The 14845-nt window shown below is 46.1% G+C and carries 11 protein-coding genes and 5 tRNA genes; all 16 read right to left on the bottom strand.

Going from position 1 to position 14845, the window contains the following annotated elements:
- Positions 1 to 15: 15 nt before the first annotated feature.
- Positions 16 to 486 (bottom strand): 30S ribosomal protein S7, encoded by a 471-nt coding sequence (rpsG, locus tag NEJAP_RS17740; protein WP_028470788.1) that lies wholly within the window; start codon positions 484 to 486, stop codon positions 16 to 18.
- A gap of 151 nt (positions 487 to 637) precedes the next feature.
- Positions 638 to 1012: a 30S ribosomal protein S12 gene (gene rpsL, locus NEJAP_RS17745; RefSeq protein ID WP_028470787.1), complete on the bottom strand. Its 375-nt coding sequence runs from the start codon at positions 1010 to 1012 to the stop codon at positions 638 to 640.
- Positions 1013 to 1138: 126 nt separating this feature from the next.
- Complete coding sequence (gene rpoC, locus NEJAP_RS17750) at positions 1139 to 5359, bottom strand: DNA-directed RNA polymerase subunit beta' (RefSeq protein ID WP_201348442.1); 4221 nt, start codon at positions 5357 to 5359, stop codon at positions 1139 to 1141.
- A gap of 66 nt (positions 5360 to 5425) precedes the next feature.
- On the bottom strand, positions 5426 to 9520 hold the full coding sequence (rpoB, locus tag NEJAP_RS17755; protein ID WP_201348443.1) for a DNA-directed RNA polymerase subunit beta: 4095 nt from the start codon (positions 9518 to 9520) through the stop codon (positions 5426 to 5428).
- A gap of 174 nt (positions 9521 to 9694) precedes the next feature.
- Positions 9695 to 10063, bottom strand: a complete 369-nt coding sequence (gene rplL, locus NEJAP_RS17760; RefSeq protein WP_236590984.1) for a 50S ribosomal protein L7/L12 — start codon at positions 10061 to 10063, stop codon at positions 9695 to 9697.
- 60 nt (positions 10064 to 10123) lie between these two features.
- Complete coding sequence (gene rplJ / locus NEJAP_RS17765; protein WP_201348444.1) at positions 10124 to 10618, bottom strand: 50S ribosomal protein L10; 495 nt, start codon at positions 10616 to 10618, stop codon at positions 10124 to 10126.
- 197 nt (positions 10619 to 10815) lie between these two features.
- The gene (gene rplA / locus NEJAP_RS17770) at positions 10816 to 11508 is read right to left on the bottom strand and encodes a 50S ribosomal protein L1 (RefSeq protein WP_201348445.1); all 693 of its coding nucleotides are present in this window, start codon (positions 11506 to 11508) and stop codon (positions 10816 to 10818) included.
- A complete protein-coding gene (rplK, locus tag NEJAP_RS17775; protein WP_201348446.1) occupies positions 11508 to 11942 on the bottom strand; it encodes a 50S ribosomal protein L11 in 435 nt (144 codons plus the stop codon). Before rplK ends, rplA begins: the two co-directional genes overlap by 1 nt.
- A gap of 102 nt (positions 11943 to 12044) precedes the next feature.
- Positions 12045 to 12578 carry a transcription termination/antitermination protein NusG gene (nusG, locus tag NEJAP_RS17780; RefSeq protein WP_201348447.1) on the bottom strand — a complete coding sequence of 178 codons (534 nt, stop codon included), beginning with the start codon at positions 12576 to 12578 and terminating at the stop codon, positions 12045 to 12047.
- 10 nt (positions 12579 to 12588) lie between these two features.
- The gene (secE, locus tag NEJAP_RS17785) at positions 12589 to 12957 is read right to left on the bottom strand and encodes a preprotein translocase subunit SecE (RefSeq protein WP_201348448.1); all 369 of its coding nucleotides are present in this window, start codon (positions 12955 to 12957) and stop codon (positions 12589 to 12591) included.
- A 58-nt stretch (positions 12958 to 13015) separates the two neighbouring features.
- Positions 13016 to 13091, bottom strand: a tRNA-Trp gene (locus NEJAP_RS17790).
- Positions 13092 to 13153: 62 nt separating this feature from the next.
- Positions 13154 to 14377, bottom strand: coding sequence for an elongation factor Tu (gene tuf / locus NEJAP_RS17795; protein WP_201348449.1), 1224 nt, complete (start codon positions 14375 to 14377; stop codon positions 13154 to 13156).
- Between the two features lie 95 nt (positions 14378 to 14472).
- Positions 14473 to 14547 (bottom strand) — tRNA-Thr (locus tag NEJAP_RS17800).
- 13 nt (positions 14548 to 14560) lie between these two features.
- Positions 14561 to 14635: transfer RNA gene (locus NEJAP_RS17805), tRNA-Gly, on the bottom strand.
- A gap of 15 nt (positions 14636 to 14650) precedes the next feature.
- Positions 14651 to 14734 (bottom strand) — tRNA-Tyr (locus NEJAP_RS17810).
- A 13-nt stretch (positions 14735 to 14747) separates the two neighbouring features.
- Positions 14748 to 14823 (bottom strand) — tRNA-Thr (locus NEJAP_RS17815).
- Between the last annotated feature and the right edge of the window lie 22 nt (positions 14824 to 14845).

A 14845-nucleotide genomic window follows, 5' to 3' on the forward strand; every position in this document is an offset into this window, starting at 1 on the left:
CATCCCTCTGGATATTTAGAAGCGATAGTGAGCAAAAGCTTTGTTAGCTTCAGCCATGCGATGCACATCTTCACGTTTCTTAACAGCAGCACCACGACCATCAGCAGCATCTAGCACTTCACCAGCCAAGCGCAAAGCCATGGATTTCTCACCACGCTTACGTGAAGCATCAACCAACCAACGCATAGATAAAGCCATACGGCGCGAAGGACGTACTTCACAAGGCACTTGGTATGTAGCACCACCAACACGACGCGACTTAACTTCAACCGCTGGCTGGATAGCATCTAACGCTTTTACAAACATATCCAGAGGATCGTTATTTGAACGTTCCTGGATTTTATCTAGTGCACCGTAAACAATACGCTCTGCAACAGATTTTTTACCACTGACCATTACATGGTTAATAAATTTTGCCAATGTAATGTTGCCGAACTTAGGATCCGGCAGTATTTCGCGCTTTGCAGCGACGCGTCTTCTAGGCATGATAAGCCCTCATATTTAAAAGGTCTTCAGGAAATTCAGATAGATAAGTATCTATCCAACCTTACTCTTACCGGGTCCGGTCTTGCCAAATTTAGTATTGGATCTGTCACCAGACATTTTACTAGCATCAACTTCCACCGTTAAACGGTGATTAAGACTTAGGACGTTTAGTACCGTACTTCGAACGAGCCTGCTTACGATCGTTAACGCCTGAGCAATCCAATGCGCCACGAACAGTGTGGTAACGAACACCAGGCAAATCTTTAACACGACCGCCACGGATCAAAACAACACTATGTTCTTGCAGGTTATGACCTTCACCACCAATGTAGGAAGTCACTTCGAAGCCGTTTGTTAAACGAACACGGCAAACTTTACGAAGGGCCGAGTTTGGCTTCTTCGGAGTTGTAGTGTAAACACGTGTACATACGCCACGACGCTGAGGGCAAGCCTGCAGAGCCGGTACGTCACTTTTTTGTACTTTGCGCTTACGTGGTTTGCGAACCAATTGGTTAATTGTTGCCATTAAAGCAAACTCCACGTTTTCACGTTTAATTAAAAGCACCAAAAAACCGGATTATTATTAATCCGGTCACTAGGGGGCCGGAATTTTAATCAATTCCGACCCGTAAAGTCAATGTCTGATTAAAAATTAATCAGAATTTGACAACGAGGCATTCAATGCAGCCGCTAGTGCTTCTTGCACTTCTTCTGCACTGACTGTCTCAGTTCCTTCCGCAATCGCTTTTTTGCGTTTGCGCTCACTGTGATAAGCCAGACCCGTTCCCGCAGGAATAAGACGACCAACCACAACGTTTTCTTTCAATCCGCGCAAGAAGTCTTGCTTGCCCTTCACTGCCCCTTCGGTCAGTACGCGAGTTGTTTCCTGGAAGGATGCAGCCGAGATAAAGGACTCTGTTGCCAGAGACGCTTTAGTCACACCTAACAAAACACGTTCGAACTTAGCAGGAATTTTATCTGCTTCTACAAGCTCAGCATTTTCAGATACGACAGCAGCATACTCAACCTGCTCACCAGGGATAAAGGTAGAATCACCAGAAGTAACGATTTCAACTTTACGTAACATCTGACGACAAATAACTTCGATATGCTTGTCGTTAATGCCTACACCCTGAAGACGGTAAACGTCTTGGATTTCATTAACAACAAACTCAGCTAACGCCTCAACACCCAAGATACGCAAGATATCATGCGGATTAGTTGGACCATCAGAAATAACCTCACCCTTTTCAACATATTCACCTTCAAATACGTTGAGGTTACGCCATTTCTGAATCATTAACTCAAACGGTTCAGCGTCATTTGGTGTGATAACCAGGCGCTTCTTGCCTTTGGTCTCTTTACCAAACGAGATAACACCTGAAATCTCAGCCAATATTGAGGATTCTTTCGGCTTACGCGCTTCAAACAAGTCAGCTACACGTGGCAGACCACCGGTAATATCTTTGTTTACAGAACCTTCCTGCGGAATACGTGCTAACGCCTCACCTACCGACACTTTACTGCCGCTAGCCATGTTAACGATGGCTTTAGCAGGCAATAAGTACTGCACCAGCTGATCAGTACCAGGATGACAAATATCAACGCCTTTTTCATCTACCAATTTAATCATTGGACGAATGTCTTTACCGGCTGCCGGGCGATCTTTACCATCCAGCACTTCAGTAGTAGATAGACCTGTCAGATCATCAGTCGTTTGCTTAACCGTAATACCGTCTTCCATACCAACGTAAATTACTGTACCAGCAACTTCGGTAATAATTGGATGCGTATGCGGATCCCAGTTTGCAACGATATCGCCAGGGTTAACCTCAGCGCCATCTTGAACCTTGATGACAGCACCGTAAGGAAGCTTATAACGCTCACGCTCACGACCATGCTCATCAGTTACACCCAACTCACCAGAACGCGATACAGCAACCAAGTGACCTGCAGGTGTTTCTACATGCTTAAGGTTATGAAGGCGAATCTCACCGCCTTTCTTAACTTCAACACTATCCACTGCAGCAGCCCTAGAAGCCGCCCCACCGATATGGAACGTACGCATAGTAAGCTGAGTACCCGGCTCACCAATCGACTGTGCAGCGATAACACCGACAGCCTCACCCGCATTTACACCATGCCCACGACCTAGATCACGACCGTAACACGCAGCACAAATACCGAAACGCGTATCACAAGTAATTGCCGAACGAACCACGATTTCGTCGATAGATGAGAATGCTTCATCATTTTCTAAACGATGAACCCACGCCTCATCAATCAATGTTCCTGCAGGAATAAGTACATCCACACCCGCTGGATCAAGTACATCACGTGCAACCACACGACCTAGGATACGATGCCCTAACGCTACAACAACATCGCCGCCTTCGATCATTGGCTGGATTACAAGACCATTTTCAGTGCCGCAATCTGTCTCAGTAATAACCAGATCCTGCGCAACATCAACCAAACGACGCGTCAGGTAACCAGAGTTAGCCGTTTTCAGAGCCGTATCTGCCAAACCTTTACGAGCACCATGAGTAGAGATGAAGTACTGAAGTACGTTCAAGCCTTCACGGAAGTTAGCAACGATCGGCGTTTCGATGATCGAACCATCCGGCTTGGCCATCAGACCACGCATACCCGCTAGCTGTCGAATCTGTGCCGCACTACCACGGGCACCTGAGTCAGCCATCATATAAACAGAGTTGAAAGACTCTTGATCGACTTCATCGCCTTCACGATCAATTACTTTTTCAATTTTTAGGTTTTCCATCATACGCTTAGCCAACAAATCGTTAGCACGCGACCAGATATCAATAACCTTGTTATATTTCTCGCCTTGCGTTACCAAACCATCAGCAAACTGACGCTCGATCTCTTTTACTTCAGCATCAGCTTCACCAACGATTGTTGGTTTTTCATCAGGAATAACGAAATCGTTAACACCAATTGATGAGCCTGAAACGGTTGCTTGACGGAAGCCCATATACATTAGCTGGTCAGCGAAAATCACCGTATCTTTTAGACCGCAACGACGATACGCTTCATTCAACAAGCGTGAAATCGCTTTTTTCTTCATCGCCTGGTTAACAAGCTCATACGGAAGACCATCAGGAACGATAGAGAACAGCATGGCACGACCCGCCGTTGTCTCTTTCATTTCAGTGATTTCAGTAACATTACCTTCGATATCACGAATCACTTCACTGATGCGTACTTTAATCCGCGCCTGCAAGTCTAGCTGTTTAGCACCGTAAGCACGTTCGATCTCTTCGATATCAGCAAAGGCCATACCTTCGCCTTTAGCGTTGATGCGCGAACGTGTCATCCAATACAGACCCAATACAACGTCCTGTGAAGGAACGATGATTGGCTCGCCGTTTGCTGGTGACAAGATGTTGTTGGTAGACATCATCAAAGCACGCGCTTCAAGCTGCGCTTCAATAGTCAACGGTACGTGTACCGCCATCTGGTCACCATCAAAGTCAGCGTTGTACGCAGCACATACCAATGGGTGTAACTGAATCGCTTTACCTTCGATCAACACAGGCTCAAACGCTTGAATACCCAAACGGTGAAGTGTTGGCGCACGGTTAAGAAGAATAGGATGCTCACGGATTACCTCATCCAAGATATCCCATACTAATGGCTCTTCACGCTCAACCATCTTCTTAGCGGCTTTTATCGTTGTCGCATAGCCACGCAATTCAAGCTTAGAAAAGATGAATGGCTTGAATAGCTCAAGCGCCATCTTCTTAGGAAGACCACACTGATGCAAACGCAGGTACGGACCTACAACGATTACCGAACGACCCGAGTAATCTACACGTTTACCCAATAGGTTCTGACGGAAACGACCCTGCTTACCTTTGATCATATCAGCCAAAGATTTTAGTGGGCGTTTGTTAGAACCGGTAATAGCGCGACCACGACGACCGTTATCTAATAGCGCATCTACAGATTCCTGCAGCATACGTTTCTCGTTGCGCACAATAATGTCAGGTGCGTTCAGATCTAATAGACGTTTCAAACGGTTATTACGGTTAATAACACGACGATACAGATCATTTAGGTCAGAAGTAGCAAAACGACCACCATCCAAAGGTACTAATGGACGCAGATCTGGTGGCAATACTGGCAAGATTGACAGCACCATCCACTCTGGTTTGTTACCAGATTTATAGAATGATTCGCACAGCTTAAGACGCTTAGAAAGCTTCTTAATTTTGGTTTCAGAGTTTGTTTGCGGAATTTCTTCACGCAGCATTTGAATCTCTTCTTCCAAATCAATTGAAGCCATCAACATCTGAACTGCTTCAGCACCCATACGAGCATCGAATTCGTCACCGAACTCTTCAAGTGCTTCAAAGTACTGCTCATCGTTCATCAGCTGGCCACGCTCAAGCGTAGTCATACCAGGCTCAACAACAACAAACGATTCAAAATATAGAATTCGTTCGATGTCACGCAGCGTAATATCAAGCATCAAACCGATACGTGACGGCAATGATTTCAAGAACCAAATATGTGCAACAGGGCTCGCTAATTCAATATGCCCCATGCGGTCACGACGCACTTTGGTTAGCGTGACTTCAACGCCACACTTCTCACAAATAACACCGCGGTGTTTCATGCGCTTATACTTACCGCACAAGCACTCATAATCCTTGACTGGGCCAAAGATTTTCGCACAGAACAAGCCATCACGCTCAGGCTTGAAAGTACGATAGTTAATCGTTTCAGGTTTTTTAACTTCACCGAATGACCACGAGCGGATCATTTCCGGTGATGCAAGCGAGATTTTGATCGAGTCAAATTCATCAGCCTGGCTTTGTGACTTCAGTAGATTCAGCAGATCTTTCATTGTCTACGGCTCCTCGCGGAGTTATTGGGCAGGCACAGCGCGCCTACCCGGGTGATTCGGTAATACCTAGTCGTTCTCTAGCTCAATATCGATACCAAGAGAGCGAATCTCTTTAATCAATACATTGAACGATTCAGGCATTCCTGGCTCCATTTTGTGGTTTCCGTCGACGATGTTTTTATACATCTTCGTACGTCCATTCACGTCATCCGACTTAACAGTCAGCATCTCTTGAAGAGTATATGCTGCGCCGTACGCCTCCAGTGCCCACACTTCCATCTCACCGAAGCGCTGACCACCGAACTGCGCTTTACCACCCAGCGGTTGCTGAGTAACAAGGCTGTAAGAACCAGTAGAACGTGCATGCATCTTGTCATCAACCAAATGGTTAAGCTTCAACATGTACATGTAACCAACAGTCACTTGACGCTCAAACTCATCACCTGAACGACCATCAAATAACGTAACCTGACCTGTATCGTTCATGCCAGCCATACGAAGGAGCTCTTTAACTTCTGCTTCTTTCGCACCATCAAATGCAGGTGTTGCCAATGGCACACCACCACGCAAGTTACGGGCCAGATCGATAATTTCTTCATCAGAGAAGCTGTCAAGATCTTCATGACGGGCATTATTCCAGCCATCTAGCTCGCTGTTATAAATGCGATGCAGGAATTCACGAATTTCTTTAACTGCTTCAGCTTTTTCGCGCTCAACTTCTAACATCTCGTTGATACGACGCCCCAAGCCTTTAGCAGCCGCACCCATGTGCGTCTCAAGAACCTGACCAACGTTCATTCGCGAAGGTACACCTAGCGGGTTCAGAACGATATCAACTGGCTCGCCGTTGGCATCATAAGGCATATCTTCTACCGGCATAATAACCGAGATAACACCCTTGTTACCGTGACGACCGGCCATCTTATCGCCTGGCTGTACGCGGCGCTTAGTAGCCACATACACTTTAACAATCTTCAATACGCCTGGCGCTAAATCGTCACCAGCCTGAAGCTTGTTCTTTTTGCTTTCGAATTTTTTATCTAGCTCTTCACGACGCTCTTCTAGCTGCGCTTTTGCTTGCTCTAGCTGCTCAGACACGGCCTCATCAGAAAGACGGATTTTAAACCACTCTTCTTTCTTCAGATCAGCTAAAAATGCTTCTGTAATTTCAGCACCTTTAACAAGACCAGCACCACCATCAGCCTGTTTACCGACCAAGACCTTAGCCAAACGCTCAAAAGTAGCCTGCTCAACGATACGGTATTCATCGTTAAGATCTTTACGAATAGCGTCCATCTCTGCTTTTTCAATCGCTAAAGCACGCTCGTCCTTCGCTACACCATCACGTGTAAAGACTTGAACATCGATAACTTTACCAGTCGTACCGCCTTTCACTCGCAAAGAAGTATCTTTAACGTCGGAAGCTTTCTCACCAAAGATTGCACGTAGTAGCTTTTCTTCAGGCGTAAGCTGAGTTTCACCCTTAGGTGTTACCTTACCCACTAGGATGTCACCAGGACCAACTTCAGCACCGATATGGACAATACCTGATTCATCTAACTTCGCTAGCGCAGACTCACCTACGTTTGGAATATCTGAAGTAATCTCTTCAGATCCTAACTTAGTGTCACGCGCAACACAGGTAAGCTCTGAAATGTGAATAGTGGTGAAACGATCTTCTTCCACTACACGCTCTGAGATAAGAATAGAATCCTCAAAGTTATAACCATTCCAAGGCATAAATGCGATGCGCATATTCTGACCAAGCGCCAGCTCACCCATGTCAACAGAAGGACCGTCGGCCATGATATCGCCACGTTTAACTGTTTCACCCGGGCGAACAATTGAACGCTGGTTAATACAAGTATTTTGGTTAGAACGCGTGTATTTAGTAAGGCTATAAATATCTACACCAGCATCACCAGCTGTTACTTCTGCATCACCTACACGAACCACAATACGTGCCGCATCAACAGATTCAATAACACCACCACGCTCAGCGGTAACACATACACCAGAGTCACGAGCAACATAACGCTCCATACCTGTACCTACGAGCGGCTTATCAGCACGCAATGTAGGAACAGCCTGACGCTGCATGTTAGAACCCATCAACGCTCGGTTAGCATCATCATGCTCTAGGAACGGTATAAGCGAAGCCGCAATAGAAACTACCTGGCGCGGAGAAACATCCATGTAATCGACCTTTGCAGGTGCCATTACTGTTGTTTCATTCAGATGCCTAACCGTAACCATATCATCAAGCAAACGCTTCTCTTCATCCATAGATGCAGAGGCCTGAGCGATAACAAAGTTGTTCTCTTCAATTGCCGATAAGTACTCGATATCGTCAGCAACAACACCATCAGTCACTTTACGGTATGGTGTTTCAAGAAAACCATAGTCATTGGTACGAGCGAATGTTGCCAATGAGTTGATCAGACCAATGTTTGGTCCCTCAGGTGTCTCGATTGGGCATACACGACCATAGTGAGTCGGATGTACATCTCGAACCTCAAAACCAGCACGCTCACGAGTCAAACCACCCGGGCCTAATGCAGAAATACGACGCTTATGCGTTACTTCCGATAGCGGGTTGTTCTGATCCATAAACTGCGACAACTGAGAAGAGCCAAAGAACTCTTTAACCGCAGCGGCAACAGGCTTAGCATTGATCAAATCCTGAGGCATCAGGTTATCAGCTTCAGCCATACTTAGACGGTCACGAACGGCACGCTCAACACGCACCAAACCAACGCGGAATTGGTTTTCTGCCATTTCACCAACAGAACGAATGCGACGGTTACCCAAGTGATCGATATCATCAACAATGCCTTTACCATTGCGTATATCAATCAGGGTTTTCATTACATCTAAGATGTCTTCTTTATCTAATACGCCGGATCCAGTTTCTGCATCACGCCCTAGACGACGATTAAACTTCATACGACCAACAGCTGACATGTCATAACGTTCTTCAGCGAAGAACAAGTTACCAAACAATGTTTCAGCAGATTCTTTTGTTGGTGGCTCACCAGGGCGCATCATACGGTAAATTTCTACCAATGCTTCTAACTGGCTACGCGTAGGATCGTTACGCAATGTATCTGAGATAAACGGACCACAATCCAGCTCGTTTGTATAAAGCGTCTCGATCTCGGTCACATTTGCTGCAACAAGCGTCGCTACCAATTCATCCGTTACTAATGTATTACATGGACAAACCAGTTCACCCGTTGCAGGGTCAACAACATCTCTAGCGATCGATTTACCAATCAGATACTCAAGAGGCACTTCTAGCTGAGGCATATCAGCCATTTTCTTGATATGGCGCGGCGTAATACGACGACCAGCTTCAACAATCACATCGCCTTCGTTATTCTTGATCTCGAATGACATGGTTTCACCACGCAAACGGTCAGGAATAAGACCCATCTGTACTTTATCTGCAGAAAGCTCCCATGATGTATTCTCAAAGAAGATATCAAGAATTTCATGCGTATCATAACCCAGAGCGCGCAACAGTACAGTTGCAGGCAATTTACGACGACGGTCAATACGAACAAACAGCGCATCTTTAGGGTCAAACTCGAAATCTAACCAAGATCCACGGTAAGGAATAATACGCGCAGAATATAGCAGCTTACCAGATGAGTGTGTTTTACCTTTATCATGATCAAAGAACACACCAGGTGAGCGATGAAGCTGAGAAACGATAACACGCTCAGTTCCATTTACTACAAATGTTCCATTGTCCGTCATCAAAGGCATTTCGCCCATGTAGACTTCTTGTTCGCGGATATCTTTTACTGCTTTATTTGATGATTCACGATCATAAATAACCAACCGCACTTTAACGCGCAGTGGCGCAGCGTATGTAATGCCACGCTGTTGACATTCTTTGACGTCAAAAACAGGCTCACCTAGGCGATAGCCTACATATTCCAAGGCAGCATTTCCGGAATAAGAGACGATAGGAAATACAGATTTAAATGCCGCGTGTAGACCTTCCTCTTTACGATCTCCGGCATCCGCACCTTCCTGTAGGAATTTGCGATAAGAGTCTAGCTGGATCGCCAGCAGGTAAGGTACATCCATGACTTGCAGCAATTTGCTGAAATCTTTCCGGATGCGTTTCTTTTCAGTATACGAATAAGCCATCAGTGTTCCCCAGCATGTGCACCAAGTTGAGAAGCAGCCCAGAACGAGAATTTCTGGCCCGCGGAGCCGCTATTTATTTGCTGTCTACAAATAACGGAAAAAGGCCGGTGGCAATTTGCCACCAGCCATAGGTGTTTCAAGCAGTCTCAGGCTGCTTGTAAAGCATAAGCCAGATTACTTAAGCTCTGCAGAAGCGCCTGCTTCTTCCAACACTTTCTTAAGCTCTTCAGCTTCATCTTTGCTAGCGCCTTCTTTAATAGCAGAAGGAGCGCCATCAACAAGACCTTTAGCTTCTTTCAGGCCAAGACCTGTAGCAGCACGAACAGCCTTGATTACGTTAACTTTCTTATCGCCAGCAGAAGTCAGGATAACGTCGAATTCAGTCTGCTCAACAGCAGCTGCAGCGTCACCAGCAGGACCAGCAACTACAGCAGCAGCAGCAGATACGCCGAATTTTTCTTCCATTGCTGAAACTAGTTCAACAACATCCATTACAGACATTTCAGCGATAGCGTTAATGATATCTTCTTTAGTCAGAGACATGACTTTTTCCTAAAATATGGAGCCTAAGCTCGTTTAAATCGTTATGAAACAGCAAAAAAATTACGCTGCTTCTTGCTCTTTCTGATCGCGAACAGCGTCGATAACACGTACCAACTTGCCTGCTGCTGCTTCTTTCATACAGCTCATCAGTTTTGCAAGCGCTTCGTTGTAGGTTGGCAAGCTTGCCAATAACGCTACATCTACTACTTCGCCTTCAAATGCTGCTGATTTAAGCTCAAGCTTATCGTTCTTCTTAGCGAATTCTTTAAGAATACGCGCACCCGCACCCGGGTGATCTGTAGAAAAAGCGATAATCGTTGGGCCTGTGAAAGATTCAGACAAACACTCATACGCTGTACCAGTTACTGCACGACGTGCCAATGTGTTACGCACTACACGCAACCACACGCCATTTTCACGCGCTTCTTTACGTAGCGCTGTCATATCCCCAACGGTAACACCGCGAGAATCAGCCACTACTGCAGATAGTGCGTTTTGAGCAGCTTCCTGGACTTCAGCGACGATCGCTTTTTTGTCTTCTAGTCCTAATGCCACAATTAACTCCTGGATTAATAGTCTTACGACTGTTTACCATCAATCTACCTAAGTAGAGTTGCGAGCACGGTGGTATTCACCGTCTGCGCAGGCTGGCCACCCATTAAGATACGCCAAAGACGCATCACCTGCGGTCTTTGACGGCCTTCGTCTCTGTCTAACAGGTCGCGAAGACCCTCAAAAAACCTATTGCCTGATTAAGCTAAAGAAGCTTGATCAACCAAGATGCCTGGCCCCATAGTAGAGGACAGAACGATTTTCTTAATGTAGATACCTTTTGATGCTGCTGGCTTAAGTTTCTTAAGATCAGCAACCAAAGCCGCTACATTGCCTTTAATTGCATCTGCATCAAATTCAATTTTACCCACACCTGCATGGATAATTCCGTTTTTATCTGTACGGAAACGAACCTGACCAGCTTTTGCATTTTTAACAGCAGTTACAACATCTGGAGTCACAGTGCCAACTTTCGGGTTAGGCATCAAACCACGTGGACCCAAGATCTGACCCAACTGACCAACAACACGCATAGCGTCTGGAGTTGCGATAACAACACCATAATCAAGGTCACCAGCTTTCATAGAAGCCGCTAGGTCATCAAAACCAACAACATCTGCGCCAGCTTCTTGTGCTTTAACAGCATTTTCACCCTGAGCAAAAACAGCAACACGCACTTCTTTACCTGTACCATTTGGCAATACAGTAGAACCACGTACAACCTGATCCGATTTACGAGGATCAACACCCAAGTTAACAGAAACATCAATTGACTCTTTAAAGCCAACTGTAGAAACTTTAGCCAACAACTCTACCGCTTCATTGATTGAATATGCTTTTCCCGCAGTTACTACTTCACGGATAGCTTTCTGACGCTTAGTTAGTTTAGCCATTATTCCTGACCCTCCACTACAAGACCCATGCTGCGAGCACTACCAGCGATAGTATTAACAGCCGTTTCTAAATCAGAAGCATTCAGATCTGGCATTTTGATTGTTGCGATCTCTTCCAACTGAGCCTGTGTCACCGAACCAACTTTTACAGTGTTTGGACGACCAGAACCGCTTTTCAAGCCTGCTGCTTTCAACAACAAAACTGAAGCTGGCGGAGTTTTTGTAATAAAGGTAAAGCTACGGTCACTGTAAACTGTAATCACAACAGGAGTCGGCAAGCCTGGCTCCAAGCTCTGCGTTTCAGCATTGAATGCTTTACAGAACTCCATGATGTTTACGCCGTGCTGACCCAGAGCCGGACCTACTGGCGGACTTGGATTAGCTTGAGCTGCTTTAATCTGCAACTTAATATAAGCCTGTATTTTCTTGGCCATTTTCAACAATCTCCTTTGGGTCTAACGCCTAACGGCTCCCCGGTTTTACAAAGACAGAAAAACTCCACCTTATAAAAGGCAGAGTTTTTAGATTTTTTTATATCAGACTTTCTCGACCTGCCCAAACGCCAACTCAACCGGCGTAGAACGGCCAAATATAAGCACCGCAACTTTCATGCGATTCTTCTCATAATCGATCTCTTCGACAACGCCATTAAAGTCAGCAAAAGGACCGTCCGAAACACGCACCATCTCACCTGGCTCAAACACAGTTTTAGGCTTAGGCTTATCAACACCGCTCTGCACTCGAGACAAAATCTCATCAGCTTCACGCTGAGTAATAGGAGCAGGCTTATCTGCAGTACCGCCAATAAAACCTAAAACACGCGCAGTATGCTTAACAAGATGCCAAGTCTCATCAGTCATCTCCATCTGCACCAACACATAACCAGGGTAGAACTTACGCTCAGACTTGCGCTTTTTCCCATCCTTTATTTCAACAACTTCTTCTGTTGGAACCAGGATGTCACCAAACATATCCTCTAAGCCAGCAAGAGTAATACGCTCTTCTAACAATGTTTTTACACGCTTCTCATAGTTAGAGTGAGCATGAACAACATACCAATTTTTAGCCATGCCCTTTCTCCTAACCTATTATACTAGAGACAATCCAACCCAATAACGAGTCAAGCCCCCATAGCATCAAACCAATCAACAACACCACAACCACAACCATCGCTGTCGTCTGCAGTGTTTCTTGGCGCGTAGGCCAAACAACCTTACGCACTTCGTTCTTCGCCTCTTTAAACAGAGTGAAAAACGCACGACCTTTCTCTGTCTGCAGCGCAACAAACCCAGCAACCAAGCCCAACACCAACAAGGCAATGACTCGATATAACAAGGACTGTTCTGCATACATTGAGTTACCAACAACACCCGCCGCAACAAGCAGCACAACAACCAACCACTTCAAGGTGTCGAACTTAGATCCTTCAGATGCAACTTTTGAATTCACGCTTGTTAGCCTCGGCTTCGAATAAAGCTTGCGCTTTGATACCACTCTCGACTGAGAATGGCAGGTCAGGAGGGACTCGAACCCACAACCTGCGGTTTTGGAGACCGCTGCTCTGCCAATTGAGCCACTGACCTTTAAAAACAGGGACGCACATTATATGCACCCCCCTGCTATTTGGCAATACCTTTTATCGATATTATTCGATAATTTTAGATACTACACCAGCACCTACTGTACGCCCGCCTTCACGGATCGCAAAACGCAGACCTTCGTCCATTGCGATTGGTGCAATCAGAGTAACAACCATCTTAACGTTGTCACCCGGCATCACCATCTCAACGCCTTCAGGCAGCTCACAGTTACCAGTCACATCCGTTGTACGGAAGTAGAACTGTGGACGGTAGCCTTTGAAGAATGGTGTATGACGACCACCTTCATCTTTGCTCAATACGTACACTTCACCTTCAAAGTTAGTGTGCGGGTTGATTGATCCTGGCTTAGCCAAAACCTGACCACGCTGTACGTCATCGCGCTTAGTACCACGCAATAGAACACCACAGTTTTCGCCTGCACGACCTTCATCAAGCAATTTACGGAACATCTCAACACCTGTACAGGTTGTTGTAGTTGTTTCGCGAATACCAACGATCTCGATAGCCTCACCAACTTTAACGATTCCGCGCTCTACACGACCAGTAACCACTGTACCGCGACCTGAGATTGAGAATACATCTTCAATTGGAAGCAGGAACGGCTGATCGATAGCACGTACTGGATCCGGGATATAAGAATCCAATGCTTCAACTAGCTGCTTAACAGCTGTTGTACCTAGCTCGTTATCATCTTCGCCGTTCAACGCCATTAGCGCAGAACCACAGATGATTGGAGTGTCATCACCCGGGAAGTCGTAAGCATCTAGCAACTCACGCAATTCCATTTCTACAAGCTCACGCATTTCAGCGTATTCTTCAGAATCAACACCACCACAGTCTTCAGCCAGCAAGTCTGCTTTGTTCAGGAAAACAACGATGTATGGAACACCTACCTGACGAGAAAGCAAGATGTGCTCACGCGTCTGAGGCATAGGACCATCAGTTGCGCCACATACCAAAATAGCGCCATCCATCTGAGCAGCACCGGTAATCATGTTTTTCACATAATCCGCGTGTCCTGGGCAGTCAACGTGCGCATAGTGACGAATCGTTGATTCGTATTCTACGTGCGATGTAGAGATGGTAATACCACGCTCACGCTCTTCTGGAGCGTTATCGATACCGTCAAACGCTACGGCTTCACCGCCAAATACTTCCGCACATACGCGCGTTAGTGCTGCAGTTAGTGTTGTTTTGCCATGGTCAACGTGGCCAATTGTACCTACGTTGACATGCGGCAGATTTCGCTCAAATGCTTGTTTAGCCATCGTTATTATCCCCTAACCGGCCACTTTCTGACCGCAAGTTCACAGATACAACAAAGGGCAGACATATCTCTATATCTACCCTTATCGAATTTTTTTGGAGCTCATGGGCGGATTTGAACCGCCGACCTCACCCTTACCAAGGGTGTGCTCTACCCCTGAGCTACATGAGCAAGCCATTAGCTCTGGAGCGGGTAGTGGGAATCGAACCCACCTCTTCAGCTTGGAAGGCTGAGGTAATAGCCACTATACCATACCCGCTGATCGGAGCATTTATGGTGATGGGGGGTGGATTCGAACCACCGAAGCTTGCGCGTCAGATTTACAGTCTGATCCCTTTAGCCACTCGGGAACCCCACCTTACCATCTTCGTTGGTGCCGGCACCAAGAGTCGAACTCGGGACCTACTGATTACAAGTCAGTTGCTCTACCAGCTGAGCTATACCGGCTTAACGAAGTGGCGCATATGTT

The sequence above is a fragment of the Neptunomonas japonica JAMM 1380 genome (assembly GCF_016592555.1).
GTDB classification, from domain to species: domain Bacteria; phylum Pseudomonadota; class Gammaproteobacteria; order Pseudomonadales; family Balneatricaceae; genus Neptunomonas; species Neptunomonas japonica_A.

Bases quoted from the DNA above. Each gene is read 5' to 3' on its own strand.
- rpoB (WP_201348443.1), bottom strand. From the start codon at position 9,520: ATGGCTTATTCGTATACTGAAAAGAAACGCATCCGGAAAGATTTCAGC.
- rplK (WP_201348446.1), bottom strand. From the start codon at position 11,942: ATGGCCAAGAAAATACAGGCTTATATTAAGTTGCAGATTAAAGCAGCT.
- rpoC (WP_201348442.1), bottom strand. From the start codon at position 5,359: ATGAAAGATCTGCTGAATCTACTGAAGTCACAAAGCCAGGCTGATGAA.
- rpsL (WP_028470787.1), bottom strand. From the start codon at position 1,012: ATGGCAACAATTAACCAATTGGTTCGCAAACCACGTAAGCGCAAAGTA.
- rplA (WP_201348445.1), bottom strand. From the start codon at position 11,508: ATGGCTAAACTAACTAAGCGTCAGAAAGCTATCCGTGAAGTAGTAACT.
- tuf (WP_201348449.1), bottom strand. From the start codon at position 14,377: ATGGCTAAACAAGCATTTGAGCGAAATCTGCCGCATGTCAACGTAGGT.
- rpsG (WP_028470788.1), bottom strand. From the start codon at position 486: ATGCCTAGAAGACGCGTCGCTGCAAAGCGCGAAATACTGCCGGATCCT.
- nusG (WP_201348447.1), bottom strand. From the start codon at position 12,578: ATGGCTAAAAATTGGTATGTTGTTCATGCTCACTCTAACTATGAGAAG.
- rplL (WP_236590984.1), bottom strand. From the start codon at position 10,063: ATGTCTCTGACTAAAGAAGATATCATTAACGCTATCGCTGAAATGTCT.